34 protein-coding genes are annotated in these 25,665 nt (G+C 68.3%); all 34 read right to left on the reverse strand.

Features of this window, described 5'->3' with window-relative positions:
• Positions 1–2 precede the first annotated feature (2 nt).
• Positions 3–4,736: a host specificity factor TipJ family phage tail protein gene (locus PQS31_RS01575; protein WP_272760926.1), complete on the reverse strand. Its 4,734-nt coding sequence runs from the start codon at positions 4,734–4,736 to the stop codon at positions 3–5.
• Entirely contained in the window at positions 4,661–5,047 is a 387-nt protein-coding gene (locus PQS31_RS01580; protein ID WP_272760927.1) for a peptidoglycan endopeptidase, read from the reverse strand. The genes PQS31_RS01575 and PQS31_RS01580 overlap by 76 nt, the downstream gene beginning before the upstream one ends.
• Positions 5,047–5,514 (reverse strand): DUF1833 family protein, encoded by a 468-nt coding sequence (locus tag PQS31_RS01585; RefSeq protein ID WP_272760928.1) that lies wholly within the window; start codon positions 5,512–5,514, stop codon positions 5,047–5,049. Before PQS31_RS01585 ends, PQS31_RS01580 begins: the two co-directional genes overlap by 1 nt.
• Positions 5,511–5,867, reverse strand: a complete 357-nt coding sequence (locus PQS31_RS01590) for a hypothetical protein (protein ID WP_272760929.1) — start codon at positions 5,865–5,867, stop codon at positions 5,511–5,513. The genes PQS31_RS01585 and PQS31_RS01590 overlap by 4 nt, the downstream gene beginning before the upstream one ends.
• Positions 5,864–8,791 (reverse strand): tape measure protein, encoded by a 2,928-nt coding sequence (locus PQS31_RS01595; protein ID WP_272760930.1) that lies wholly within the window; start codon positions 8,789–8,791, stop codon positions 5,864–5,866. Before PQS31_RS01595 ends, PQS31_RS01590 begins: the two co-directional genes overlap by 4 nt.
• A gap of 267 nt (positions 8,792–9,058) precedes the next feature.
• Positions 9,059–9,256: a hypothetical protein gene (locus PQS31_RS01600; RefSeq protein WP_272760931.1), complete on the reverse strand. Its 198-nt coding sequence runs from the start codon at positions 9,254–9,256 to the stop codon at positions 9,059–9,061.
• 77 nt (positions 9,257–9,333) lie between these two features.
• Positions 9,334–9,738 carry a phage tail assembly chaperone gene (locus PQS31_RS01605; protein WP_272760932.1) on the reverse strand — a complete coding sequence of 135 codons (405 nt, stop codon included), beginning with the start codon at positions 9,736–9,738 and terminating at the stop codon, positions 9,334–9,336.
• A complete protein-coding gene (locus PQS31_RS01610; RefSeq protein ID WP_272760933.1) occupies positions 9,738–10,193 on the reverse strand; it encodes a hypothetical protein in 456 nt (151 codons plus the stop codon). The genes PQS31_RS01605 and PQS31_RS01610 overlap by 1 nt, the downstream gene beginning before the upstream one ends.
• A 14-nt stretch (positions 10,194–10,207) precedes the next feature.
• Positions 10,208–10,567, reverse strand: coding sequence for a DUF3168 domain-containing protein (locus tag PQS31_RS01615; RefSeq protein ID WP_272760934.1), 360 nt, complete (start codon positions 10,565–10,567; stop codon positions 10,208–10,210).
• Positions 10,564–10,983 (reverse strand): HK97-gp10 family putative phage morphogenesis protein, encoded by a 420-nt coding sequence (locus PQS31_RS01620; RefSeq protein ID WP_272760935.1) that lies wholly within the window; start codon positions 10,981–10,983, stop codon positions 10,564–10,566. Before PQS31_RS01620 ends, PQS31_RS01615 begins: the two co-directional genes overlap by 4 nt.
• A 2-nt stretch (positions 10,984–10,985) precedes the next feature.
• On the reverse strand, positions 10,986–11,321 hold the full coding sequence (locus PQS31_RS01625) for a head-tail adaptor protein (RefSeq protein WP_272760936.1): 336 nt from the start codon (positions 11,319–11,321) through the stop codon (positions 10,986–10,988).
• A gap of 3 nt (positions 11,322–11,324) precedes the next feature.
• Positions 11,325–11,663: a head-tail connector protein gene (locus PQS31_RS01630; protein WP_272760937.1), complete on the reverse strand. Its 339-nt coding sequence runs from the start codon at positions 11,661–11,663 to the stop codon at positions 11,325–11,327.
• A 2-nt stretch (positions 11,664–11,665) separates the two neighbouring features.
• Positions 11,666–12,001 carry a hypothetical protein gene (locus tag PQS31_RS01635; RefSeq protein ID WP_272760938.1) on the reverse strand — a complete coding sequence of 112 codons (336 nt, stop codon included), beginning with the start codon at positions 11,999–12,001 and terminating at the stop codon, positions 11,666–11,668.
• Positions 12,002–12,069: 68 nt separating this feature from the next.
• Positions 12,070–13,278: a phage major capsid protein gene (locus PQS31_RS01640; protein WP_272760939.1), complete on the reverse strand. Its 1,209-nt coding sequence runs from the start codon at positions 13,276–13,278 to the stop codon at positions 12,070–12,072.
• Between the two features lie 19 nt (positions 13,279–13,297).
• Positions 13,298–14,158, reverse strand: coding sequence for a head maturation protease, ClpP-related (locus tag PQS31_RS01645; RefSeq protein ID WP_272760941.1), 861 nt, complete (start codon positions 14,156–14,158; stop codon positions 13,298–13,300).
• Positions 14,159–14,168: 10 nt separating this feature from the next.
• Positions 14,169–15,458 (reverse strand): phage portal protein, encoded by a 1,290-nt coding sequence (locus PQS31_RS01650; protein WP_272760942.1) that lies wholly within the window; start codon positions 15,456–15,458, stop codon positions 14,169–14,171.
• On the reverse strand, positions 15,455–17,194 hold the full coding sequence (locus PQS31_RS01655; protein WP_272760943.1) for a terminase large subunit: 1,740 nt from the start codon (positions 17,192–17,194) through the stop codon (positions 15,455–15,457). Before PQS31_RS01655 ends, PQS31_RS01650 begins: the two co-directional genes overlap by 4 nt.
• A complete protein-coding gene (locus PQS31_RS01660) occupies positions 17,191–17,511 on the reverse strand; it encodes a hypothetical protein (RefSeq protein WP_272760944.1) in 321 nt (106 codons plus the stop codon). The genes PQS31_RS01655 and PQS31_RS01660 overlap by 4 nt, the downstream gene beginning before the upstream one ends.
• A gap of 147 nt (positions 17,512–17,658) precedes the next feature.
• On the reverse strand, positions 17,659–17,967 hold the full coding sequence (locus PQS31_RS01665; RefSeq protein WP_272760945.1) for an HNH endonuclease signature motif containing protein: 309 nt from the start codon (positions 17,965–17,967) through the stop codon (positions 17,659–17,661).
• Between the two features lie 169 nt (positions 17,968–18,136).
• Positions 18,137–18,421: a hypothetical protein gene (locus PQS31_RS01670; RefSeq protein ID WP_272760946.1), complete on the reverse strand. Its 285-nt coding sequence runs from the start codon at positions 18,419–18,421 to the stop codon at positions 18,137–18,139.
• Positions 18,421–18,786 carry a Gp49 family protein gene (locus tag PQS31_RS01675; RefSeq protein WP_272760947.1) on the reverse strand — a complete coding sequence of 122 codons (366 nt, stop codon included), beginning with the start codon at positions 18,784–18,786 and terminating at the stop codon, positions 18,421–18,423. The genes PQS31_RS01670 and PQS31_RS01675 overlap by 1 nt, the downstream gene beginning before the upstream one ends.
• A 19-nt stretch (positions 18,787–18,805) precedes the next feature.
• Positions 18,806–19,162 (reverse strand): hypothetical protein, encoded by a 357-nt coding sequence (locus PQS31_RS01680; protein WP_272760948.1) that lies wholly within the window; start codon positions 19,160–19,162, stop codon positions 18,806–18,808.
• A complete protein-coding gene (locus PQS31_RS01685; protein WP_272760949.1) occupies positions 19,159–19,485 on the reverse strand; it encodes a hypothetical protein in 327 nt (108 codons plus the stop codon). The genes PQS31_RS01680 and PQS31_RS01685 overlap by 4 nt, the downstream gene beginning before the upstream one ends.
• A complete protein-coding gene (locus tag PQS31_RS01690) occupies positions 19,482–19,913 on the reverse strand; it encodes a D-Ala-D-Ala carboxypeptidase family metallohydrolase (protein WP_272760950.1) in 432 nt (143 codons plus the stop codon). The genes PQS31_RS01685 and PQS31_RS01690 overlap by 4 nt, the downstream gene beginning before the upstream one ends.
• Before the next feature lie 166 nt (positions 19,914–20,079).
• Positions 20,080–20,574 carry a hypothetical protein gene (locus tag PQS31_RS01695; protein ID WP_272760951.1) on the reverse strand — a complete coding sequence of 165 codons (495 nt, stop codon included), beginning with the start codon at positions 20,572–20,574 and terminating at the stop codon, positions 20,080–20,082.
• Positions 20,571–20,819 (reverse strand): hypothetical protein, encoded by a 249-nt coding sequence (locus PQS31_RS01700; protein WP_272760952.1) that lies wholly within the window; start codon positions 20,817–20,819, stop codon positions 20,571–20,573. The genes PQS31_RS01695 and PQS31_RS01700 overlap by 4 nt, the downstream gene beginning before the upstream one ends.
• Positions 20,816–21,187, reverse strand: coding sequence for a hypothetical protein (locus PQS31_RS01705; protein ID WP_272760953.1), 372 nt, complete (start codon positions 21,185–21,187; stop codon positions 20,816–20,818). The genes PQS31_RS01700 and PQS31_RS01705 overlap by 4 nt, the downstream gene beginning before the upstream one ends.
• Positions 21,184–21,714, reverse strand: coding sequence for a hypothetical protein (locus PQS31_RS01710; RefSeq protein WP_272760954.1), 531 nt, complete (start codon positions 21,712–21,714; stop codon positions 21,184–21,186). Before PQS31_RS01710 ends, PQS31_RS01705 begins: the two co-directional genes overlap by 4 nt.
• Positions 21,711–22,175 carry a hypothetical protein gene (locus tag PQS31_RS01715; RefSeq protein WP_272760955.1) on the reverse strand — a complete coding sequence of 155 codons (465 nt, stop codon included), beginning with the start codon at positions 22,173–22,175 and terminating at the stop codon, positions 21,711–21,713. Before PQS31_RS01715 ends, PQS31_RS01710 begins: the two co-directional genes overlap by 4 nt.
• The gene (locus PQS31_RS01720; protein WP_272760956.1) at positions 22,172–22,540 is read right to left on the reverse strand and encodes a Ref family recombination enhancement nuclease; all 369 of its coding nucleotides are present in this window, start codon (positions 22,538–22,540) and stop codon (positions 22,172–22,174) included. The genes PQS31_RS01715 and PQS31_RS01720 overlap by 4 nt, the downstream gene beginning before the upstream one ends.
• A complete protein-coding gene (locus tag PQS31_RS01725; RefSeq protein WP_272760957.1) occupies positions 22,537–23,073 on the reverse strand; it encodes a hypothetical protein in 537 nt (178 codons plus the stop codon). Before PQS31_RS01725 ends, PQS31_RS01720 begins: the two co-directional genes overlap by 4 nt.
• On the reverse strand, positions 23,070–23,249 hold the full coding sequence (locus PQS31_RS01730) for a hypothetical protein (protein ID WP_272760958.1): 180 nt from the start codon (positions 23,247–23,249) through the stop codon (positions 23,070–23,072). The genes PQS31_RS01725 and PQS31_RS01730 overlap by 4 nt, the downstream gene beginning before the upstream one ends.
• A complete protein-coding gene (gene dnaB, locus PQS31_RS01735) occupies positions 23,249–24,778 on the reverse strand; it encodes a replicative DNA helicase (protein ID WP_272760959.1) in 1,530 nt (509 codons plus the stop codon). Before dnaB ends, PQS31_RS01730 begins: the two co-directional genes overlap by 1 nt.
• Positions 24,778–25,644 (reverse strand): hypothetical protein, encoded by an 867-nt coding sequence (locus PQS31_RS01740; RefSeq protein ID WP_272760960.1) that lies wholly within the window; start codon positions 25,642–25,644, stop codon positions 24,778–24,780. Before PQS31_RS01740 ends, dnaB begins: the two co-directional genes overlap by 1 nt.
• Between the last annotated feature and the right edge of the window lie 21 nt (positions 25,645–25,665).

The following is a 25,665-nucleotide window of genomic DNA, read 5'->3' on the forward strand; positions in this document are numbered from 1 at the left end:
GGTCACTGCTCGATTGACATAAGGTTGAGGGCCTGCTGGCCCGGATTGGATCCGATGGTGAACGGCCAGTTCACCGGTGCGCTGAGCACCGCGCGGTAGTTGCGCGTCGCCGTTCCGCCGACGTTGTCGGTGTAGGTGCCGGAGGCGTTGGCCGCGACTTGGACAAAGTAGGTGCCGCCCTCCACCTCGTACTGCGCGGTGCCATTGACCGGAATGGCTGCGAGCGTTTCCCATGACCCGCCGCCGATGCTCCGCTGCAAGGTCAGCGTGCCCGAGGTTGCACGTGTGGCTGAGCCGCCCCAAGGTACCGAGCTCTGCGCCCCGCTGTTCTGATACCCGACGCTGTAGGTGATCGTCTTCTGGTTGCCGTTGGTCGCGAACTGACCGGTTTCCACGAACGCAGTGCCGAGCACTTGGGTCGATCTCACCGCGTTCTTCAGTGTGCCTGCGCTCAGGCTCCCGCCGAAGTACGCGCTGCCCACGTTGTTGAACCAGATGGTGCCGTTGCCTTGTGTGCAGTTCTCCTCGCCCACGTTAGGCCCGTACCAGAAGCACAGGTTGTTCGATGCGCCGAAGTTGATGCCGACGATGAGCTGGATTGATGCGGCATAGAATCTGAGGAAGTGCCCGCCATTTCGCTTGGACCAGCGCACACCGACAGTGCCGCTCGAAATAATCTCGAACACATCGGCTAGAAAGCTAATCACCCCTCGCTGGCCGTCGTTCTTCGACGTCATGCCCGAGACGTGGCCGTTGACGTTCGTGGTCAGGGTGATCTGAGCGTCTTGGGCGGCTTGGAGGGCCAGTGTCGCCGACACATTACTGCCGAGTTGTCGAGCAGCATTGCCTGGCGTCCATGCGCTGGCGACCGTGCCGTCCAAGGCGGCGCGCTCGATCTGGAAGCGGTCGAAGTAGATGTTAAGCCCGACGCTTCCCGAGCGGTTCTGTTCGATCTGCAGCACACCCGCTGTTGCGCCAGCCGGGACTTCGAGCACCGCCGAAAATCTCGACCTCGTCGATTGGGCTGTCATCAAAGGCCCGTTTACGCTTCCGGCATTCGTCACGAGCACGAGCCGGAAGGTGTGCGTGGAAAACCCCGGCGTCCATGCATCGAAGCTGAGAATGTGGCGGCCAGGGGCTAGCTGGATGTTGTAGTCGGTGTTGCTGGCGCCAAGGAAAACGCTCGCCGTGACTACGCTAGTTTTTGTCAGTAGCCGGAGTAGATAGCCACCGAACCCGGACACGCTCGGGTGCGCGATCACATCGACATCAGCCGCGCCAAACCTGGAAATCGCAGGGAAGGTCGCCGAATCGAAGTAGCTGTATTCCTTCCACAGAAGGTTTGTCCCAGACGCCGGGACCGCTGTGCGAACCTGCGTGATCGCCGCGGCGAATTCCTGCCCTTGCTCATCCACGTCGGTGCGCAACTGGCTGATCGCCTGCGTAGTTGCGCCCTGCGCCTCTGTGACGGTGCCGATGTCCTGCCAGTAGGCAGGGTTCGGCGGCTGCACGCCGACCGAAGGCTGTAGCGCCCGGTACATGCGCCCCGCTTCGTACACCACCACACCCGTCGGCCAGGTGGTGTCGCCATTCCACGGCGTGCCGGCGAGGGCCAAGGCCTCGGCCGCTGCCGCCTGCGCGGCCGCCGCATCGAACGCGGCCTGGTCGATCAGCGCCTGCTGCGCCACCTGCTGCTGGGTGATGTAGTCGATCGCGTCGCCGATACCGCCGATCTGCTCGCCGAGGTTCGCGCCGAGCGTCTTGGTCACGACGCGCATGCCTGTCGACAGCGTGCCGCTGGTGTTGCGCGAGCGCGCCGCGAAGGTCCACTGGCCGGACTCGGGGATGACCGCTTCGAAGGGCGCGGTGTGGTAGCCGTCCTCGCCCACTGGCGTCATCGCGGCCCAGTCCGGCGTGGCCACCGCGCCCGGCATGTAGCGGATCTCGACGCCGGCGAAGTCCGCCGACTGCGTGGTGCCGGTCAGCCAGCCCCAGGTGTAGAGCCGCACGCCGCCGCTGCGCTCCTGCACGTCGAACAGGTCCACCAGGACTGGCGGTGCGTCGGCGCCGATGGTGCTGTAGATCGTGGCCACGGCCACACCGGCGCGGCCATCCGGCGAGAACGGCCGCACGACGATCTGGTAGGTGCCGGCGCGCGGGATGCGCCAGACCGCGGTGCGCGTAGTCGTGCGCGCGACCTCCTCCAGCTCGCCGTTCTCGTTCGACATCTGCACCACGACGTCGCCGACAGGCCCAGTGATGTCGTAGGTCGCCACCAGCTCGGTGAACACGGTATCGCCCTGCGGCACCTGGCGCTCGGAGATGAGGAGGTTGGAGGCGATCGGCCGCGTCTGCAGCAGGCTTTCATTCGGCGCCGGGATGTACTGGCCGGTGCGCACGTAGTGCCAGTACTCCGGGCTCTCCGGCACCACCGCGACGCGCGCGCCCTTCAGGTCGCTCTCCGGCTCGATCGCCACCACGCGCACGCGGTAGCCCGGCGTAGCCTTGAAGTCGTAGCACCAGATGGTGTCGTGCGCGGGGTTGCCGTCGCTGTTGCCCGGCACCGGCGCGTCGCCCGGCCAGGCGCCCACGAGCGTGAGCGTGCGGCTTTCGCCCTCGAAGGGTTGCACGGCGAACACGCGGTACGTGCGCTCGCCCGGGATGCGCAGGCCGATGTACGCGCCGCCCGGCGGCGGGGCCGGCACCGGCTCGTCCAGCGCGAGGGAGACCACGCCGCCCACGATCGAGACGCCCACCAGCCGGCCGCTGTAGCCCCACTGCGTGAGGTCGTGCGACAGCGACAGCAGCGACAACCGCTGGTAGCTCAGGTGCTCGATGTCGGTGGCGAAGCTGATGTCCTTGTACTGGTACAGGCTCTGCGCCAGGTGCCAGCGGGCCAGCATTGCGGCGTGCGCCTCGCTGGTGATGCCCTCGCCCGTCAGCGTGGCCGGGTTGAGCATCGTGGTCACGCCCGGCGCCGGCACGCGGATGGTCTTCGTGGACCAGTCCTCGGCGTCGTAGTAGCTGTACTCGATGCCGTCGGCGGCATTGGCCAGCGTGTAGTCGACCTGGAACTCGCCCTTCTTAATCGTGGCCATGTTGACCACGCCGGACAGCGGCTGCTCGTCCGACGCCCAGACCACCGACAGCCGGCCGCTCGCCCACGTCACCTGACCGAAGCCGGCCATCGCCAGCGCGTTCACCATCTCGTCGTGCGAGCGCGCGTCCTTGACGACGTAGTTGTATTCGAACTGGTTGGCGGCGCAGTGCAGCATGAAGGCCTGCAGCGCCTCGATGTCGATCATGTCGTCGGTCAGGCCGATGCCGGCGATGCGGTTGCCGTTCTCGTCGTTGATGCCGCGCGCGTACTGCAGGATCTGCGCGCCAGGGTTGCTCGTCTCCTCGGTGACCCAGCCGATGCCCGGCCCCTTCCACATCGGGATGGGCCGGCTGTGCACCACGCAGCGCAGCTCGTCGGGCGCGCCGTTGAGCTGGCCGGTCGCCTTGATGCGCACGCCGATGCGGGGGATGCCGGCGTAGGTGGCGGTATCGGCCTGGACCGCGGTCATGGTGGTCCACTGGAACTGCGCGCGGCCGTTGGAGCCGCCCCCGTCCATCGCCTGCCCGAGGATGCGCACGCGCACGTCGTACTGGCCCTCGGGCACGTCCGCCGACAGCGTGGCGCGCTGCTGGTCGTAGCTGCTCGAGCGGAACTCCCGCGACACCAGCGCCTGCCACGTCGACGCGCCGACCGCGCGGTACTGGACCTGCACCGTCTCGCGGTTGGTAAATGGCTTTCCCTTGCTGTCCTGATCGCCCAGGATGTATTCGAGGTTCACCTGCACGCGAACGGTCCCGGCCGGCGTCGTGCGCTGCACCCAGGTCTGGTTCTTGTTGAGCTCGCCGCCCTGAATCGTGTCCGCGTCGCTGTAGAGCGGGATGACCTCGCTGGGCATGCCAGGGAAGCCGGACTGGTAGACCTGCACGCCCTGGAAGCTCGACAGCAGCGCATCGCCGTTGAACAGCGGCTCGAAGCTGTGCGCGTTGACGCCCGGGGTGATGACCATGCCCAGGTACTGGTCACGGCCTTCGTACCACGTGTACGGCGCGCTCAGAATGTCGGGCGCGTACTTGACCGTGCCGAACACCAGCGGCAGCGGCTGGTACGGCCGCGCCTGGTTGCGGCCGGCGCCGATGTTGTAGACGCTCTCGGGTTCGCGTTGGCGATTCTCGGCAGGCTTGGGGCCGAGCACCTTGTTGATCAGTACGGAACCGGCCATGAACACCGCGCCGGCCGCGATCGCGCCCGCAATGCCGCCTCCGAACGCAGTGCCGGCGATGCCTGCGTAGGCTCCGAGACCGAAGGTGAAGTAGGTCAGCGCCAGCATGGCGACGATGTAGAGCGCCTGCTTGCGCACGACGCCGCGCACCTCGATCACGGTGCGGTCCTTCGGGCGCACGCGGTCCATGACCTCGACAGGCACAACGACGCCGTTGATGCGCACTTCCCAAGCGTCGCCAGACCAGTCCGGCACGGAGCGGCGCAGGAACGTGCCCAGCGTCTCGCCCGGGATCAGCTCGGCCGCGATGTTGGTCTGTCCATCGAGCGTGACCGGGTGCGGCGTGGTGATCAGGCGGCCGTGGCCGGCGGGGCACTCCATCAAACCCATGTGTAAAACCCTTCGATCGGCGCGCCGAATGCCGGCAAGTCGCGGACGCGGTGCAGGACGCTGCACCCGTCGCGTTCGTTGGAGTGGAGGACGTGGCCCTCGTGGGCCAGCCAGAAATAGACACCGACGTGCGCCGGCCTGCCGCGCTCGAACATCACCACGAGGTCGCCGTCGTTTGGCGCGTCAGTGCGCGCGCCGTAGGGCTTCGACAGCTCGCCGAGCGTCACCTGTCCGCGCACGCCGCGCGGTCGACCGTTCGGCAGCTCGACGTGGCGGCCAAACAGCTCGCGCTGCACCAGCACAACGAAGTCGGCGCAGTCCTGTGTGTGCTCGCAGTACGGAACGCCGATGAAACGCTCAACGTCGGCCAGGCGCATCAGGACAGCCCCGGCGCGTTGAATGGGTCGTAACGCAGGCGCACGGCCTGCTGGCGCATCAGAAAGTCCACACCGAGCGTCGCTGTCACCTTGACGGTGTTGGCCGAGGCCATCGTCATCGGCAATCGGTACACGCGCTCGATCGCGTTGGGGTTCGCCCGATCGGTGAGGCGCAGCACGCACATCACCATCTCGTTCGGCTGCATGCCCTCGAGATCCTGGGTCATGCCCAGACCGACGTTGTCGATCTCCAACTGCGCCCGCGGTGTCTGGCCGGCAGTGTCGTCCGGCAGCTTGAAGCCGAACGGGCACGCCAGGTATTCGACTCCGTTGCTCGTCCAGTTCTGCGTGTCGTTGACGATGCGCAGCGTCTCCGGGATGGAGGGCGCGCTGATCTCGAGCAGCAGCAGAGGCGCGGTGTCCTTCGGGTCAACCGTGCGCTGGCGTCGCTCCTGAAACGTGCTCACCGGAGATACTCCAGGACCAGCGATCTCGCGCACCGTCCGGTCCGATGATTGATCACCTGCAGCGTGCCGATGCTGCCCCCTTCGAAGCGGCAGCTGATCAGTTGCTTGGTTCGCGGGTGCTCAGCCGTGAACCAACCGATGCGCTTGATCGTGTCGAAGTACCAGTCCTCGAAGGCCTGGTACTGCGCCGCGTCGACGAACATCAGCGTGCAGCTGAGCTTCACCATCACCTGCGTGTTGAGGACGCGTTGCTTCGGGACGCCGCGCTCCATCTCGGTGCGCTCGACACTGGGGTCGAAGGTCTCGCTGAAGTCGGACAAGCGGATGCACACGCCTTCAGGCAACTGGCTCATCCGACCTGCTCCTTCCATCCATACCGCGCCTTGCCCAAGCTGCCGAGCTGGCCGCCGTTGAGGCTTTCACCGACCACGTCCACGATCAGCCGCCGCAGCATCGAGCCGTCCGGCTGCTGCTGGCGCTCCTCGCGCGCTGAGACCTGGTTGTTGCCGTTGTTGTTGATGACGACCTGCAGCGGGCCGCCCCCCGCCGCACCCCCGCCGGCTTTATTCATCAGCGGCGAGACGATGCCGCCGGTCGCGCCCATCATCAGGACCGACCGGCCGCCGTATTGCAGGATCTCGGGCCCGTGCTCGGTCACGTCGTAGGCGCCGAAGGGCTTAACCTGGCCGCCGCCGGCGCGGGCGCCATCGGTCTGCATCGCGCCGCCGACGCCGCGGATCAGGTTCCCCCAACCGCCCTGCCCTGTGTAGCCGGCCATCGCTCCGCCGAGGACTTCCCACATGCGGGACGCGGCCAGCTCAGCCACCATCCGCTTCAGCATGTTCGAGAACGAGTCGCCGATATCGGAGAACTTGCCATCCAGCACGCTGTACAGGCTGTCGCCCAGGGCCGACTGCATGTTTCGCGCTGCCTGGTCCGCATAGGCAGACACGGCGCCGAGACGCCCGATCTCCTTCTTCGCGAAGTCGTCGCGCACCTTGTCCCGCTCGGCGTCCAGCGCGGCCATGTCGTCGAGCCAGTCCAGCCACTGCGCGGACTCGTTCAGTACCTGCTTCTGGGTGTCGCTCAGGCCCTGCAGGGCGCCCTGCGCGGTCTCGTACGCCATCTTCGCGGCATTGCCGACGAGGCCGTACATCTCGATCTGCCGCTTTAGCGCGGCGATCTGCTGATCACCCTCTGCGCGTGCACGCGCCTGCGCCTCGCGCTCGATCAGCTGCGTGATCGCTTCCCGGCGTGCCTCGCCGAAGCGCAGCACCTGCTCCTCGATCTCGTGCTGCCTATTCGACGCCGCGACCGCGGCCTCTCCCCGGCCGTAGGCCTCGGCCAGCGACTGCTGCAGCGCGATCGCGCGCTCCATCTGGGCGTTGTAGTCGCGCCACTGGTCGCCCTGCTTCGAGCCAGCGCGGTCGGCAGCATTCGACGCCTTCGCCGCGGCCTGCGCGGCCTCGGTCTGCTGCATCACCCGGCGCTGCGCCGCGATCTGCTCATTGAACGCCGCGCGCTGCTGCGGAGTCAGGGCGCCCACACCGCCGGCGGCGTTAATCTGCTGGCCGATCTCGACCATCATCGCCTTCTCGGCGCCGTCGCGGATGCGCACCAGGTTGACGATCTGCGCATTGAGCCGGCTGTCGAGGCTTCGCAGCTGCGCGTCGACATCGACGGCTGCCTGGCCAACGCCTCGAATGGCGCCGGCCTGCTGGTCGTACTTCCCCGCCGCGGTGGCCGCGGCGTTCCCGGTCTCGGTGTTCGTCTGAGTCAGCGTGGCCATCAGCCCGCGCTTGCGGTCGGCCTCGCGCGCAGAGGTGGCGAGCGATTCGCCCAGGCGCACGAAATCGCGCCCCACGGACTGCGCCGCCGGCGATCCCTGCAACACCTGCTGATTGAGAGCCGCGACGCCGGAGGACAGGTCATCCGCCGAGATGCGCCCGGCGCTGAACTCAGCCTGCAGCTCCCGGATCTGGTCCAGGTACGGCGCCAGCATGTCGTTCGAACCGAAAGCGCTCGCCGCAGCGACCATGCGCTCGATGGCCTGCTCGACAGCGCGCGTGCTCTCGGTGATCTGGTCATCGAGCCGCAGCAGCTGGCCGGCCTGCTGCTGGGCATTGAGTTCGCGGAACTTCTCGATCGCGGTGTCGGCCGCGCCGCTGAAGTCGACCAGCGCCTGGCTGGCGTCGTCCGTGCCGCCGCGGAACAGCAGCCAGCCGGCGGCGACGGTGCCGAGGGTCAGCGCGAGCCCGGCGGGACCGCCGAGAATCGCCAGCGCGCCGCGCCCCGCTGCCGCTGCGAGGTTCGTCGCGCGCGCGTAGTTCACCTGCGCCGTCGCCGCCGCCAGTGCAGCCTGCCGCTCCGTCAGTAGGGCATTGGCCAGCGCGCGGGACTGGCGCGCACTCTCGGCCGTGCCGCGCGTCGCGGTCATCGCTGCCTGGGCGCGTCGGAGATCCGCCTGCGCCTTGGCCAGCCCTGCGGCCGTGGCATCTCGCATCGCGACGGCCTCGGCGACCACGGCCGCGCGGGACTGCAGCGCGCTCACAGCGGCCTGCCCGGTCGCGATGCCGATCTGCACCATCTTGCCGGCGATCATGCCGAGTCCAGCCGCGCCGCCGACGGTGATCAGCGCCTCGAGGTTCTCGGTGACGCCCTCGATCCCGCGCACCAGCACCTGCGTCGCGCCGAAGGCCTCGTTCTGTCCGCCGACCCAGGCGCGCAGCTCATTGCGGAACCGGATGCCGGCGTCCTGCACCGTGGTCGGCATCGACTCGACCTCAGCGCGCAGCTTGCCCATCTGCGAGGTGATCGCTGGGACCACCACCTGCGCCGTCAGCTGGCCGTCCTTCGCCATCTGCTGCAGCTGCTGGGTGGTCTTGCCCAGGCCGTCCCCCAGCGCCTGCACGACGCGCGGCGTCTGCAGCAGAAGCGTCTGGAACTGGTCGGTCGCGATGCGACCCTGCACCATCGACTTCGCCCAAGCATCATTCGCAGCCGCGCCGCGCTGCGCATTGCTGCCGCCGGCGACGAGCGCAAGGCCCAGCGCCTCGGCCGAGTCGAGCGTGTCAGAGGCCGCGAAGCCCATCTCCCGCATCGACTGCGCGGTGCCGGCGAACTGGTCAGCGGCCTCGTTGTAGTCGCGGTAGGTGCGGTTCGCGATCTCCATCAGGCGCGTCTGCGCCAGCGCGAACTCCTCCTGATTGGTGGTGGCGATGCGGATGCGCGCGCTGATCTGACCCCAGTCGTCCGCCATGCCGATCAGCGTGCCCACGCTGAAGGCGCCGGCGGCGACCGCGGCATAGCGGCTGATCGCCTGGGTGCTGGCATCCAGCGCGTTCGCGTGCGTGCGCGCTGCCGACGTCTGCCGATCCCAGGACCGGGTCGCGTCGGCGCCACCCTGCTGGATCGATCGGAAGTACTGGCCGCCCATGCGCGACGCGCGGTCCATCTCGCGCTGGTACTTCGTCGTATCGGCGCTGACCGAAACGATCAGTTCGCGAAGGCTCGTTGCCACGGCGGCTCCAAAGAAAAGGGCGGCTCAGGGGCCGCCCATCAGGTCGTTCAACATCACGTCGGGGTCGTCGCTGCTGGACTGGCCCCATTTCGGCATCAGGTCGACGATCTTCCCGCCGCCCACCGCCGCCGCGACCTGCGCGGCATGGAAGTCGTGCCGCTCCATGCCGAGCGGTGACTCGCGATCCCGCGCCATCCACAGCGCGAGTTCGTCGAGATCCATCGTGTCGCGGATCTCGCGGATCGTGCGGCCCAGATAACCCGCGAGGTCACACAGGAAACGCAGGTCTGGCTCCTGCGCTAGACGTTTCCCGCGTCGGCCACCGGGTCGGCGTTGTTGCTGATGCCGGACAGCTCGAACGCCTTGTCGACCAGCCGGCCGTGGACGTCCGAGAACGACGCGGCCACATCGTCGGCGTCGCGATCGCTCAGCACGCGCTTGCCGGACTCGTCGAACAGCGTGCGCACCAGCACCAGGGCCGTCGCCGGGATCACGTTGACCGGCACCTCAGCGGCTTCGCCCGGCTCGACGCCGGCGGCCTCCCGTGCACGCGCGATGGCGGCGCGGTAATCGATCCAGTCGCCCGCGGTCATCTGCCGAACGACCAGCTTCGCGCCTTCCCACTCCGGTACGGTGACCCGCTCGTGCTTGAAGGGCGCGAGCGGGGCCGTAGCGAGGGCGCGGATGCCCTGCTTGGCAGCCATCAGGGGACGTAGGCCGCGCGCACGATCGGCGAGACGATCGCGACGGTAAACGTGGCATTCCACTTGCCGTTGACGCTCGACTCCTCGGACGTCTGCGTCACCACGCCGATGAAGCGAGCTTCGCGGTTGCGCGCATCGATCACGCGGAACTCGTGGCGATCGCCGGTGGCCTCGGCCTCGCGCAGCAGATCCTGCGCCTCGTCGCCGTCGAAGTAGTTGCCGGAGAACGTGGCCGTGCCGTTGTCCTTCAGGCCGAAGTCCTTCTCCATGACCTCGCTGCAGAAGGTCGAGACGTCGATCTCCGTGCGCTGGCCGCCGGCACGGTTGTAGCTGTTGAGGGTGCAGCCGAGCGCGATGTAGTCCTCGTCGTCGATCGGCGGCGTGGTCAGTGCATCGGTGACGGCGGTGGAGATGAAGAGCCGCGTCCCCTGCGAGCGCGTGAACTTGGAAGCCATGATGGCGATACCTCTCAGTCAGGTGTGGTGGTGGTGATGGCGACTTCCCAGGACGCGCGGTGCAGCTTCGTGTCCTGTTCGTACGCGCTCGGGAGCCGGCGAATCGAATCGACGGCGAAGTCGGTGCCCGGGGTCTTCAGGGCGTGAAATACCTGCCAAGCGACCGTCGTCGCCTCGCCGCGGCTCGCGGCCCAGCAGTCGATCTGCACGCTGCCCTCGTCGCTGCCGTCCGGGCCGCAGAACGTGACGCCCAGCTCGCCGCCCATGTGGAAGTGCGTGATGTAGGGCCGCTGCACCGCGTCGGGCGCGACGCCGCCATAGACGCGGCCGCCGGCCAGCAGACGCAGCCGGTTCTGGATCATCGTCTCGATCATCGGCGCCCCAGTGCTTCGTCGATCGCGCTGCCAAGGCGGTTACGCACGGCCTCCGCGATCTCTTCTTCGTTGCTGTCCCATGTGGGCCGAATCCACGGCCGCGCCGGCTCCTTGCTGGTGCCCAACTCGCTGAAGCGCCAGGTGTAGGCCGGGCTGCTGCCGTCGTCGCGCCGCTCGCCACGCACCCGCACGCCGGCCGTGTGCTGGCCCGGCTCGTTCTGCTTGGCGCTCGCCGCGACTACGTTCTTGCGCGTGATCCCCTCGTCGACCGGTGCCGCATCGCGGATCGCATCTCGGCCCACGCGAGCGCCGGCCATGGTGGCCTGTCGCAACACGCGCCTCTGCGCGCCACGCTTCAGCGTCGCGAAGTCCTGAGCGAGGGCGCCCAGCCCGCGGATGTCGACGGTGATGCTCACGGTCAGCCCTGATTGAGTCCGGATACGGCGATCACGGCCGTCTCGCTGCCGTCGTTGCTCGTGCCGGCGGACTTGATGTCGTAGGCCTTGCCGCGCTCGACAATTCGCCAGTCCGGCGCGATCTCCCGCGGCAGGATGTCGTACCGCACCTGTTCCCGGTAGGACTGCGCGCCGGACGCCACGGCTTCAGCCGTCGCGCTCAGCTGGTTGGTGCGCTTCGCCCAGACTTCGACCACCAGCTCCCAGCCGGTGCCCACGACCTCGCCGAAGTCGTTGGTCTCCTGCACCGGGCGCTCGAAGCGGATGCGGTGAGTGCGCTCGCCGGCGGTCAGTGCCATCGGTCAGACCCCAAGGCCCACGCGGTGCGGCCACAGCAGCTGCGTGACGCCGAGCGGAAGCTCCCGCGCTGCCTCCGTCGTGACCGCCTCACGGTGCCGAAACAGGTGAGCGGCCAGCAGCAGCACCGCCGCACGCACAACCGGATTCACCAGCATCGGGTCGCAACCTGCATCGCCGGCGAGCACAGCGTCGGCCATGCTGTCGGCGGTGGCGAACACGCGGCGGTTGAGGAAGTCCTGCACCTGCTGCTCGGCCGCGTCCGCGTAGACGGTGAGCATCGTGTCGTCTTCAGGGTCCGCGCGGGCGTGCACGCGGACCTGCTCGATCGTGACCAGCTCCACGGTCAGGCCTGCGCCTTGACGGCGGCTTCCAGTGCCTCGACGACCGTCTTGCGGTCCTTGCCCGCCTTCTCGGCCGCCAGCGCTGCGGCGAGCACGTCCGGGGCGACACCCTTGCCGATGGCGGCGACGACGGTGGCTGCGTTCTGGTCGAGCAGCGCGGCGGCGTCGATTTCAACGCGCGTCGGCGCCGGCTTCTCTTCCTCGACCTCGCCCAGCAGTTGCGCCAGCTTCGCCTTTTCCAGCGCATCGGCGGCCTTCTTCGTTGCGACCTGGAACGTCTGGCCGCGCTTGATCGATCCGCCGTGCTCGAAGCTGCGGAGTGCCTTCATCTCGTACATGTTGCGTCTCCTGGAGAGAAGACGGCGGCCGAAGCCGCCGTCCTCAGGTGGGCCTGTCCGTCGACTGGTTACGGCACTTCGGGATCGATGCCTTCGAAGTCGCCGGTGACGAATGCCTCCGGGCGATACACGGTCAGGGTCAGGCGCTCTTCCATGAGGATCTTGACCATGTTCTTCACGAAGTCGCGGTCGTCCTGCGTGGCGACCATGACGTTCACGTCCTCGCGGTCGTGGACCTCGGCCGCAATGCCGCCGCCGAACGCACCGGCCAGGAACTCGCCGGGGTCCATCGCCTGCGTCGGCACCACATTGCGGCCCCACAGCGCTGGGGTGGCGATGCCGCGCGGATTGGCGAACAGGTAGGCGTTGTCATCCGTCTTCGTCAGCTCGATGGCCGCCCAGTCGATCGGGCTGAGCACGATGCCGTCCGCCCAGGCTTCCGCCAGCTCGACCTGCAGCAGTGCCAGGCGCAGGCGATCGATCCGGGTTTCGGCCTGCACGATCACACCCGGGTTGGCGTAGGTCGTCGCCTGGGTGACCAGCCCGTTGATGTTCAGACCGACGCCCGAACCCTTCAGCAGCTGGTCCTCTTCCTTGAGCTTCAGGCCGTAACGCAGGCGGCCGTCGATGTAGCTGCGCAGCATCGGCACGTCCGACAGCACCTGGCGGGAGGCATGGATCCAGTGGGCGATGGTGACCACCGGCGCCGAGTCCGCCTCGAACACGATGTTCGATTCCGGCTTGATGCCAGACGGGTTCTCCGCCACCGGCGCGGCGTTGTTGGTGAAGCCGGTCTCGCGCACGTACTCGACCGAGTTGCTGGTGGTGCGCACGACGTTGAGCAGGTCGCGGATGGTCAGGCGACGCAGGCCGGGCGCGATGATGCCTTCGCGCCGCTGCGGCACGATGAGATCGCCGGCCGAGCTGCCATCGCTGGTGACCACAGCCTTCACGTCCATGTGGAACTTGCTGCCGCCACCGCCCGATGCGCGTGCCGCCCAGGCCTTGAAGTCGTCATTCTCGACGACCTGATCGCCCATCGACTTGGGGCCCACGGCCTCGCCGCCGCCCTGCTCGAGGCGCGCGACCAGCTGCTCGGCCGACTGCAGACGAGCCTGCAACTCGCCCTGCTGGGTCAGCAGTTTGTCGACGCTGGCGCGGGTCTCTTCGGAGAGCTTGGCGTGCGCCTTGATCTCCTTCTCGGCCGCTTCGGCCTGGGTCTTGACCTGGTCGCTGATCTTGTCGAGCGCGGCCTGAATCTGTTCGGGGGTTGCCATGGTTCTGTTCCTCGTTTGGTTAAGCGATAAGGGGGTGGTGCAGCAGCGCTGCGTGGCACTTCTCGACGCTCAGGTCGCCCGTCGCGTGTCCGGTGGGATCGCCCTCACCGCCGCCAGCGGGATCTCCCACGCTGGACTTGAACTCACTGATCAGCCGGCAGGCCTCGGACTTCGGCAGGCCGCAGGCGCGGAGCGCGGCTTCCAGGCGGCGCACGGCAGAGGCCGAAGCCTTCGCGCCGCCCTTCTCGACTTGGTCGCTCTCCAGAAGTTCGTCCGCGAAACCATCCTCGATCGCGGCCTCGCCGCCGATCCAGGTCTCCGCGTCCATTAACTTCGTCATCTCATCGACCTTCGCGCCGGTGCGCGCGGCGTAGATGCCGGCCATCGCCTGGTCGAAGGGCTCCAGCGTCTGGGCGATATCCCTCAGGTCGTGCCGGTTGCCGCAGACGCAGCCCCAGCAGTTGTGGATCATCAGGAACCCGGCCCGGGCGATCTGCACCGTATCGCCGGCCATCGCAATGATCGAGGCGGCGGACGCCGCGAGGCCCAGCACCTTCACGGTGACCTCGCCGTCGTGCTCCCGCAGCAGGTTGTAGATGGCCAAGCCCTCGAACATGTCACCGCCAGGGCTGTTCACGTTGACGATGACTGGGCCTTTGCCCATCGCCCGGAGCGCCGCGGCGATGCGTTTGGCGGTGACACCCTCACCGGTCCAGAAGTCCTGCCCGATCACGTCGTAGACGCTGATCGAGCGCTCGTTCTCGCCATCGGCGGCGCGCACGCCGGCCTGCCAGCGGTCCAGCGCGCGCATGTGCACCTGGCCGGTGACGGCCGCACAGGGGCGGCCCTCCGGTGCTCCCGGCAGGGTCTTGATCGTCATGTCTGTTCCCTTATTCGCCCGTGGCGGGCTGTTCGATGCCCAGCAGGGCGCGGAGCGAGGCGCGGACCTGCTGCGCCTGCTGATCGTTCTGGCCGAGAGCGTCCAGCGGCAACATCGCCGACTGCACGGTCAGCACTGCGGCGTTGCCGCCCATCGGCTCGCGGTCTTCCAGCTCGCGGACTTCGTCGCGCGTCAGGATGCCGTTGTTCACCATGGCCCCGTAGAAGGCCGAACGCCCGGCGCTGTCAGCGCGCAGAAGACCTTCGACCGAGTACTTCGGATAGAAGCGCGCGCGGTCTCCGGGCTGCAGCAGATCCTTCTTGATGGCCTGCTCGATTCGCTTCAGCCAGGGCGCGAGGGTGAAGGTAAGGAACCAGATCATCTTCTGCTCGAGGCCGGTGCCCCAGTTGCTGTCCTTCTGGCCGTGCCCGATCAGCGCTGAGTCGACCCGGAACCAGCGCGCGACCTCCTCCACGCCGAAAGACCGGGATTCCAACAGCTGAGAATCCGAGGGGTTGATCCCGATCGTGCCCACGTCGGTGCCGCCCTCGAGCAGCGGCGTCTCACCGCGCTCGACGGCGCCCAGCACGTTCCTGCGGAACTCGTCGCGCTGCCTCGGCTGCAGGAACGCTGCGACCTTGTAGTAGACGGTCTGCAGCATGCCGTTGCTGAAAGTGCGTGCCGCTGCACGCTCCGCCGCGATCGCGCCACCGAATACGTGGGCGCCGTAGGCGATGACCGATACCCCGCTCTCACCATCCAAGGTGAACCCCGGCACCTCCCAGATGCGATCACGCGGGATGACCCGCTGCCGCCCGTCCTTCTCGGTGTAGCGCCATTCCTTCCGGCCGGCACTGTCGCGTGACCAGCTCAGTCGATCCGGATTGAGGAAGCGGAGCCCCACGAGGCGGCCGCCGATGATCAGCTTCTCGGAGCGCCCCGCGCCGCGCAGCAGCATCGCCGCGACCATCGCTTCCCAGTACACCGACGCCGAGGAGTCGCTGTTCGGCTGGTCATGGATCAGGAAGTGGAGCGGGTGCTGCGGCGCCGGCCGCTTGCCTGCGCTGCCGCGTTCGTACATGCCCAGCGGCAGGGTGGCGATGGTTTCCGAGATCAGACGAACACACGCCCAGACCGCCGAGACCTGCATCGCGCTTTGCGCCGTGACCGACACTCCGGCGGGGCCGCTGGCACCTGCAACGGAAGCCCAGGCCTCGTCATTGGTCAGGTCGAATGGCACGCCGAGCCACTTCTGGATCGCTGCCTTGAACATGCCGGGCCGCTTCGCCGTCGTCTTCATGCGCGCGCCGCCCGTACCGGGTTCGTGAGCCAGTCGTCCATCGATCCCATCCCCTCCGGGTTCAGCGCCATAAGGTGCACCGCGCTGAAGCCCGCCATCAGCGGATCGATCTTCGCGGTGCCGCTGGCTTGCTTCGTGATCGTGATTGCGTTGCCCACGGGCACCACCTTTGCGTTGCCGACGCACCAGGCCATCAGCGGCTGTCCGCCATGGACGATCCGGCCGCCAGCCAGCTCGCGCTCTGCCGTCTTGATCGCGCCGTTGAGCTTCCAGCCCTGGGACACCGCCACGATCTGCTTCATGTCGATGCCGCGGTCTTCGGTGGTCAGTTCGTCGACGATCGCCCCGATGCCGGCGGGGTCCACGCCGATGGCGTTCTCCTCCGGCAGCAGGCCGGCGTCGTTGACCCGGCACACGATGTCCGCCAGCTCGTCCACGTCGTCCCCGGGCACCTCGACCACCGACAAGTCGCCGGCCTTCTCCAGATCCAACAGCTTCGCGGCGATGTCCTTCCGCCGCTCCTCCAGCACGATCCTGTGCGCCCAGGCCTTCGCCCACCACAGCCACCGGCGCGTGCCGCGCTCGCGGCCAAGCACCACCAGGCCCAGCAGGTCGTCCAGGCCGCCGCCGTCAATGCCGACCGTGCAGACCTCCGACCGCTCCAGCAGACTGTCGAGGTCCAGTCCGGCCTCCGCCCGCGGCACCCAGAACCGAGCACCCGCCCAGCTCCCGCCCGTCATCTCGCTCGGCGGGACGTTCAGGCGCTTCGCTAGGAACACCCGGAGCGACGTACCCCCGGCAGCCTGTGCCTCCTCGAACTTTCGCTGGAAGTCGACCGGATCCACCGATGCGCCCCAGTTGGGGTTCACCAGCGGGAAGTTCTCCGGCTGCAGGTACGCCTTGGACTTCACCATCCGCGCCGGCCACTCGTACAGCAGCGGCAAGAAGTGCGGCGCGCTGATCTTCCCGTCCCGAACCGCCCGCGCGAACTCCAGCTTCGCCTTGTAGATGCCAACCGGCTCGTCGTCCGACTCGGTCGTGATCGAGATGACCACGCCCTCCGGCCGCGACGCCTGGCCGCCGGTTGCCTCCAGCAGCAGGTCCTCCGCACCCTTGCGCTGCGCCAGCAGCCACAGCTCCTCGAGGATCACGAACGCCCAGATCTTGCCGGCAATCGTGTCCGTGTCCGCGGCGTACACCCGGCAGCTCATGCCGGTGACCCGATGCGTCACCGTCCGGATGTTCGGCTGAATGTGGAACAGGTCCTTCAGCTCCGGGTCCGCCTCGATGGCGTCCCGCAGCGGCTTGAACACGTTGTCCGCCGTCTCCTTCGTCGGCGCGATGACGGCGCCCTCGTTCGACTGCCGCCAGTTGAGCACCATCAGCGACAGCATCAGCCCCGCCGCGATGCCCGACTTCCAATTCTTCTTCGGGACCTTCAGCAGCACCTCGCGGATCAGGCGCTCGCCGGTCTCCACGTCGTAGGCCCCGTGGATCGCTTCCGCGATCTCGGTGATCCAGGGCCGGCAAACCTGGGCATAGGTCGGCGCGACCGCCCGGCCGGTGTCATCTACCTCCGCCAGCGGGTTCGGCACGCCGACCGCCCGCAGGCTGTTGAAAACCTCCAGGCCGATACGCGCCTGATCCGGGAAGATCGGGCCGCACGGCATCAGCGAGCGCCCCTCTAGGATCCGATCCTCCCAGTCCGGGCAGGCGGTGGTCCAGGTCAGGGTCATTTTACCGCCACCAACCGCGGCCGACTCGGCGGCGGCACCGGCGCGAGGCTGCGCGTGCCCATCGTCGCCTTCGCCTGGTCCGCCGCCTGCTCCTTTTTGCCCTTCGCCGCTCCAGTCTTGCCCGACTTCTTCAGCGCCAGGGCTGCGGCCATCCGGTCCTTGAAGTCCGCGTTCGGGTCACGCATGACCGCCCGCAGGAACTCGTCTGGGTCGTCCGTCTGGTAGCCCTTGGCCTTCGTCTTGCGGGGCGCCTTCGGTTTCGGCCCAGAGCCGGGGCGGGCGCCTCCGCCGCCCTTCATCCCCTTCACTCCTGCCATTTTGAATAGCCTCGAATCGAAAAATTCTCACGCGTGGGAGGCGGACCGGTTTCCGACCCCGGGGGCCCCGAGGTTTCGACCCTCCCCCCGGGTTATCCACAGCCGTTCAGGTTCGCCTTCACATGAGCCTGAACGAGGCGCCGCCGTTCAGCTTCGCGCGCACTGCCCGAGGTCACGCCGCGTCTTCGCGTCATGACACGCGAGGCACAGCACCTGCGTGTTCTCGTCGGTGTCCTGCCCGCCATTCACCAGTGCCACCACGTGATCGAGGTGGAAGCCATCCGGGTACGCGACCAGCTGCCTGCACTCCGCGCAGTGCGGGTCCTTCGCCCACACACGGAGCCTGCGGCTCTGCAGGCGACGCCCGGTGATGCGGTGCTGGCTCGGTGTGCCGGCCTGCTGGAGCCGCCCGGGCACGGCGGTCACCCTTGGCGGGATGGTCTTGAGCCTGCCCATCAACGGACGCCACGCGACCGCCATGGAAGAACGGCGAGATTTCGCGCGCAGGTGCGGCCGAGGCTGGGGTCTCCGCACACTGGACTCGCCACCTTGGACATTGACCTTCCGACCATCACCGCCGCCTGCAACTTGCTGGCGGCCTTCGCCCGCCTCGTGCGGTTCCTGCTCACCGGATCTGCCCCGCCTCCTGGAACCGGCGGATGCACCGACGCTCACCGCGCCACGCGATGCGGTCCTGCGTCACCACGCCGAGCAGGCTGTTGGCCCAGCCCTTCAGCGCCACGACGTAGCTGTCCGGAATCGGCGCCCCATCGGCCGGGGCCTCGGGCTCGTCGGGGATGTAGGCGGTCGGGGCGTCCAGGCACGGAGTGATCAGCGGCGCCTCGGCACGCGGGGCGCGGCCAGCGCACCCAGCGAGCACCAGCACAGCGATGGCGCAGGCGACGCGCATCAGCCGGCGGCGAGCTTGTCGCGCAGGCGGAAGCCCAGCAGCGGCCAGACCTTGGCCACGGCGTTCTGACGGGCGATCTTCTGACCGAGTGCGGCATCGAAGTTCTCCGGGCTGGCGCAGGCCGACTCACCGGTGACGGTGAAGCCGTTGTCGAGCACCAGCACGCAGAACGTCAGCAGGTCCAGAGCGGCAGGCGGCTCGATCGTCCCGCCCTCCTCCACGGTCAGCGATGCGGCGCCCGCGAATCCGTCACCCGCGGTGAAGTAGTGCTCGCTCTGAATGGCGGCCTCGATGTCAGCCGGGGTCACGCGCGGCGAAGTCAGGCCCTTGGCCTGGATCTCCTGTTCGATCTGCTTGTCGGTCACGTCTCGTCCTCGTTGGTGGTCAGTCGCGCGCGGCGGCGCGGGCTTCTTCTACGGCCGGCGCCAGGCTGGGGAGCCCGGACGGCATGACGCACTCACCGGTGACGCGGACCTCGCGGATCAGCGTCTCCCGGGTGTGGGTGTTGCCGGCGGCCGTGGTCTGCTCGCCGCGGGTCTGCCCGCGCACTGCCGTCCAGATGGTGGCCGCCTCGGCGATCGCCTCGCGCTGGGCATTGGCCGCCGCGTCCGCGTCCTCGAGCCGCTGCTCGGCCAGACGGGTATCGCACCGCGCGCTCGCGCTCGACCAGCGCCACGTGGCGATCCCTGCCCACAGGGACACCACGACCAGCGAGGTGATCAGCCACCCGATCAGCTTCAATGGGATATCTCCGGTGGGACGACCGCGCCCAGGCCGCGGAGCGACGACTCCAGCGTCATCACCCGCAGACGCAGCCGGTGCGCCTGTTCCTGCGCGGTCATGCGCAGCTTCATCTCCTCGGCCAGCTGCAGGCTGAGCGTCGCCTGCGACTGTTCGAGCGACTCGATACGTGCGGTCAGGCCGGCCAGCAGCGCGACATTGCCGTCAGCCTCGGCCTTGTCCTGCTTGCGGTTGAGCACGGCGCCGATGAATTCGCGCGCGATCCACAGCGCTGCTGCGCCGCCGGCTACCCACCAAGGGGCGATGTCGCTGCCCCCATTCACGCAGTGAGACCCGACTCGTAGACCGTGCGCCCGCCGCGCTTCACGGCCGTCAGCACCTGCCGGCGGTGCCGCGGCCCATAGCTGACGTGCACCCAGCGGCCGAACTCCTCGATCACCTGGTCGAAGGGCAGCCGCAGGTCGATGATTCGCTGCGCCAGAGCGCGCGAGGTCATGCCGTCGACGCGGATGTCAGCCGCCTGCCCTAGGCGGTGCTGCGATGTCGGGGTGCCACCGACGGCACGGTTCACACGCTCCGACCGGAACGCGCTGTTCACCAGCACCGGCCGGCGGAGATCGTCGCGCAGCGGCTGGAGGATCTTCTCCGCCAGGTTGCGCAGGTGGACGATCTCCGACGGCGTCGGGGTATTGGCGATGCCGGTCGAGGTGACCGTCAGCTCCGCCAGCGTGAAGTTGGTCGTGAGGCGCATGGCGGTCTCGGCAATGGGGCCCGCCCCGCAGCCGGCTGGGCGCGAGGGTTGATCCGGAATCAGGGGGTCGGGCTGGAAACGAAAACGCCCCGCCGGTGAGGGCGAGGCGTTGGCAGTGGCAGCTATGCCACGATGACGCGAATCATGCGCCGTGGCTAACCGCGCGTCAAGCCGCCATCGGCCTGGCCATGTTGCCGGCGATGAAGGCCTTGGCCACCCGCAGGTTGTCCTTGTAGGCCGAGAGCTTCAGCCCTGCCTCGCTGGCGCGCTCCTCGCGGCTCAGCGCGCGCCGCTGGTAGTGGATCCGCAGGACGTTGGCCGCGGTCACGTCGACGCGTCGGAGCGTCAACCAGGAGACCTGCACACGGATCACGGTCGGCGTCTCACGCGCGTCGTAGCTCGGCCGGTGGCTACGCGTCTCGGTTGCGCGCACCGGGTCGCAGGACCATTCCGGCGCCTTTTTGCCACCCGTGCCCATGAATGCGAGGCGGCTCGCGCTGCTGCGGAAATCGTGCTGGCTGTCTTGGGCCTTCTTGCCGGCCATCGCGGCCAGCGGACTGTCACCGGTCAGGCTGCGGTCCTCCTGCCATTCGGAGCCGCGACCCTCGCCGTAGCATCGCCCCCACGCCAGCAGTGCGTCCTCCAGCTCCTCCGCGTTCATGCGGCCTCCCGAAACTCGTCGATCGTGGTGTCGTCCAGCCGGAACGCCGGCAGCCGGCCGTCGTCCTGGCACATGCCCATCTGCCGCCCGGGCTGGCCTCGGCAGTGCGCGATACCGAGCGTGGTCTGCCTGCAGGTGCAGAACGCGCACAGGCCGCGCTTCCGGATCGCCGCGCGGTAGCGCTTGCGCAAGCGCTGCTCTGCGGCCGACTCCGGGCGGGTCAGGTTGAGCGGGTTCAGGTTCAAGCGTCCTCCGCCTTCATCTGCTCGGCGAGCGCCCGGATATCTGCAGAGCTGGCACGCGATCGAATGCGCGTCATCTCGCCGCAGTGCTGGCACTTCGTCCGGACGCGGCCGGACATCAGCTTCAGCTCGGCACGCATCCCGGCCCAGCGGTCGCGCAGGATTCGGTCCTCATTGGCGATTCGCACGAGAACCCAGATCGGGTTGAGCTTCTCGCCGCAGTCCCGACATGTGACCTCGGACTTCTTCTCATCCACCTCGGTGTGGGCGTGCTGGCAGCCGCCGTAGCTGTGCACGATCGACAGTGGCCCATCCGCATCGGGCTTCTTCCGCTTCGGCAGCTGCACGACCTTTTCGTCGTCGACGATCACGCGGCGGCCCTCCCCTGCTGCAGCATCTGGTCGTGCCAGAGCGCGATCCACAGCGCGTCAGCGCGGCCGCCGTCCTTCTTGCGCTGCAGCTGCGCGGCGGCGCCTGGGAAGCGGCTGATTGCCAGCAGGCGTGCGGCGTCCTTCTCCTGACCCAGCAGCGCGAACCGGCGCTTCCAGACCACCGCCTCGACCAGGTCGGTCGGCACGCCCAGCACGCGGAACACGGACTTCACCTGCCCGAAGCCGTCGCCGAAGTTGAAGCTGGACTGCGCGCCCATCTTCCGCACGTTGGGGCCGGACCGGTCGGGCATGGCGCGCACGCGCTCGATACCGGCGGAGAACGTCGCGCCGGGGTGCTCGCCGCGCATGCGCCGCACGAAGGCGGCCAGCGCGAACGCGTCGACCTCGCCCTTCTCGCCGGTGCGCATGACCGGCATGTCGAGGATCGGCCCCGGCTCTCCATCGATGAGGGTCGCGACCGCGCCGCTGAGGCCGGGGTCGACGCCGAAGGTCACCCGGAGCGTCATGCTGCAGCCTTCCATGCCGGGCGCGCGCAGCGCGGGCGAATCGACTCGAAGCCCTGGATGCGCTCGACGCGGCCGCCGCGCGCGAGGAACTCGGCCACCGACTCGTGCGGCGTGCTGCGATTCCGGGCCAGCGCCGCGGTGTGCTCGCTCGAGGGCGGCGCCGGCTGGAGGCCGACCAGGCTGGCCGCGGCATGTCGCCGCGCCGACGGCTGCTGCCGCGCGGTGCGCTGCGTGCTCGGGCGGTGGCTGTCGAGGTGCGAAAACGCCTTCACCTTGCCGTTGACGTAGAAGCTGCCCACTCGCCCGCTTTCGTCGAGGCGGCCGAGCACCTTCGACGTGTAGCTGTGCTCCTTCGAGCCGCGCGCGTGTCCGAGGCCATCGGAGACGTTCGTGGCCGTGTGGTGGCCGGGGTTCTTCTTCAGCCAGTCCAGGATGGCCTGCGTGGTTGCCGAAATCTTCATGCTGCGATCCTCGTGTGGTGCTCGATCAGTTCGTTCTGTCGGGCGAGCAGTGCGTCATCGCGCCCGAACTGCGCGCGAAAGCCCTTGGGGTTGAGTGCGTAGGAATGGCCCAGCAGCGGCTCCAGGCCGCGCGCCGAGATGACGCTGCCGGCTGCGACGCCGCGGTGGTGGTAGCAGCACAGACCCACGGTGAAGTCGTGGCCGCGCCGCTTCTGGCCGTGCAGGCCGCCGACCGTCAGGTGATGGATCTCCGCCGGCGACTTCCGGCCGATCGCGAGGCAGGCGATGCAGCCGATCTCTTGGATGACGCGGAAGCGCCACTGCTGGGCCAGCGTGGGATTGCCCGTGGAGCGGCCGCGCCTCATGCCGCGCGCCTTTCGCCGGAGACCATCTGCCAGAACTCCGCGCGCACGTCGTCCAGCAGCACATGCGCGTACTCGGACCCGATGTGCTGCGCGATGCCCTCGAACAGCTGCTCGAATCGGTCCTGCTCCATGTCGTCAAAGGCCAGGCTCTCGGCCTGCTTGACCATCAGCTTGCCCACACCGGGGATGTCGACCTCCAGCTCTTCGCAGCAAACGCCCGACTCCCGCTGCAGGCGCTTCACCGCGTCATGGCTCTTCAGCTGCTCCCAGCCCTCGACGTTGTCGACCATCAGCTGGCCGATCTTGTGGATCAGGCGGTGCTGCCACGCGACGCGCGCCTGCTTGATCTCCGCCCGGTACTCATGGCCGACGCGGTAGCCGCGCTCCTTGGCCAGTCGCTGGTCGATCGGGTGCGATGGAACGAACGCGCCGTACTCGAGACCGGTCGCCGGATCGACCAGGCGCATGCAGGTGAGGTAGATCGGACGGCGCGCGCGCTTGGCCTGGATCTTCTTGGCGGCGGCGGTCTTCACTGGAACAGGCCTCCCTGCGCCGGCTGCTGACGCATCGCCGCTGCCTGCCGGCGCGCGTTCTGCGCGCTCTCGAACAGGCGCCAGTAGAAGTCGCGGTTCACGTGGCTATGCCGGCGCGCCCGGCACTCGTTGAGGTGCACGCGCGCGAAGTGGATGCGGAATGCGCGATCGTCCATCAGCTATCGCTCCCGTCGCCGGCGGCGGCCTCGGCGCCTGGGTTGCCTCCACGTGCGCGCCGCATGCCGCGGCGTGCCGGCTTCTCGACGGTCACGGACCGCTCCGGCTCCCAGTCCGGCGACAGGTTCTCGAAGCGGAACCGCTCCGGCCGGTACCGGACCCGCGCCATGCCGGGCGGACCGTTCCGCTGCAGCGCGACGATGATCTCGGCCGTGCCCTTGTCCGGGCTGTTCGGGTGGTAGTACTCGTCGCGGTAGATGAAGATCACCGCGTCCGCGTCCTGCTCGATCGCACCGGAGTCGCGCAGGTCTGACGGCATCGGCCGTTTGTCCGGCCGCTTCTCCAGGTCGCGGTTGAGCTGCGACAGCAGCAGCACGGGCACGCCGAGCTCGCCCGACATCAGCTTCAGCGCGCGAGTGATGTCGCCGAAGCCCTGCGAGCGGTTGTCGCCGGCAACATGCATCAGCTGCAGGTAGTCGATGACGATGAGCCCGAGCGGCGCGCGCGCATGCTGGCGGCGCGCCTGGGCGACGACGTGCTCGACGCGGGCGTTCCTCGGCTTGCTCACGAAGATCTGCGCACCGCGCAGCTTGCGCATCGCCGCGCTGACGTTCGCCCAGTCCATCTCGTCCAGCGTGCCGCGGCGGATCGCGTCGCCGTCGACGTCGCCCTGGCTCGACAGCATGCGATCGCCGAGTTCGTCGGGCTGCATCTCGAACGAGAAGATCGCGCACGGCTTGCGGAGCGTGATGCCGCAGTACTCGGCGATGTTCTGCGCCAGCGTGGTCTTGCCCATCTTCGGGCGCGCGGCCAGCACGTACAGCCCGGGCTTCAGCCCGTTGATGATCTCGTCGAAGTCGGTGATCCCCGTCGACATGCCGGAGACCCCGCCGGCGCCGTGGTGATAGCGCTCCTGCAGCCGGTCGAACACCCGCTGCATGATCGGCTGCACCGCCTCCAGCTCGCACGGCTCGTTGACCAGCAGCCCGCCGATGCGGCTCTGCGCCTCGCCGATCAGCTCCACGCTGCCGCGGCCCTCGGGCTGGAAGCCGGCGTTCACCAGCTCGGTGCCCACGTCGATCAGGTGCCGCAGCCGGGCCTTGTCGGCCACGATGTCGGCGTACGCGCGGATGTTCGCGACCGACGGCGTGGTGCTGGCGAGCTCGCTCAGGTAGGCACCGTTCGCGACGCGATCCGCCAGGCCCTGCGAGTCGAACCAGTCGCCGACGGTGAGCGAGTCGTGCGGGCGGGCGGCCTTCACCTGCGCCGCGATCGCGCGCCAGATCAGCTGGTGGTCGTGCCGGTAGAAATCACCCTCGACCAGCAGGTCGCACACGTCGTACCAGGCGCGGGCACTCGCCGGCGAGCCCAGCATCAGCCCGCCCAGCACCGCCTGCTCGGCCTCCAGCGCCTGCGGAGGGATGCGCAGCATCTCGGCGCGTGGCTCGCGCTCGCGGACACCGTTGGCATGCAGCTGCGCCAGCCGGTCGAGATCCTCCGCGCCGTCGTCGATGTCGTGCTCGAGCATCACGCCGCGGCCTCCGTCATCGCCCTGTCGAACAGCTTCGCCATGACGGTCTCGCGCAGCAGGAATTCGAAGTCCGGTTTCCAGTTCTCGTGCCCCGGGCCGCCTGGCTGGCGCCCGGCGTGGAAGTCGTCCAGCGCCACCTCGTCGAAGTAGTCCTGCCAGAACTTCGGGGTGACGCGCTCGTTGCCGAACAGGGTTTTGCACATCAGCCGCGCGGTCGGCAGGCACTTCTCGACGGCCTTCAACCGCGGCTTGTTGAGCACCGAGCAGGCCGGCAGGTTGCCAGCGGGCTTCGCCAGGATGCGGTTGTAGGCCTCGCGGGCGTCCTCGGCGATCTGCTGGATTCGGGCTGCCCTGGTGGTGGTCAGGTCAGCCGGTGGGTTCGGACTGGTCAGCGCCAGCGGCGCGGACGACTCCGAGCGTAGCGAGGAATTCCCTGTTCCCTGTTCCTCTTCCCTTCCCTGTTCCCTGTTCCTTTCAGGTGGTGATGCCTCACTGAGTTGAGTGTGAGTCGGCATTGAGCCCTCCCACACAATGTGCATCGCCTTGATTTTGCTCGGGGTTGGCCGATTGACGCGCTGGTGCTCGTCGAACTTCACGACTCGGCCGTACCGCTTGCCGTCCTCTCCCTGCCCGATCTGGATGAAGCCGATTTCGGCCAGCATCCGCAGGCTGTCCTGAGTGCTCACTGAGGGCTCACGGAGCGGAAGACACTCGGCCCGAACCAGTGCCGGGTTGGCGTTGAAATAGCCCTCGTCGTCCGCGTGGTTGAGCAGCGCGGCCGCCAGCATGTGCGTGATCTCCGGCAGCGCGCTGAGATCCTCGTGCTTCCAGAACTCGGGCTTGATCGTGCGAATGCGTGCCATCAGCCACGCACCCCGCACTCG

Source organism: Luteimonas sp. BLCC-B24 (genome assembly GCF_028550595.1).
GTDB lineage: Bacteria > Pseudomonadota > Gammaproteobacteria > Xanthomonadales > Xanthomonadaceae > Luteimonas.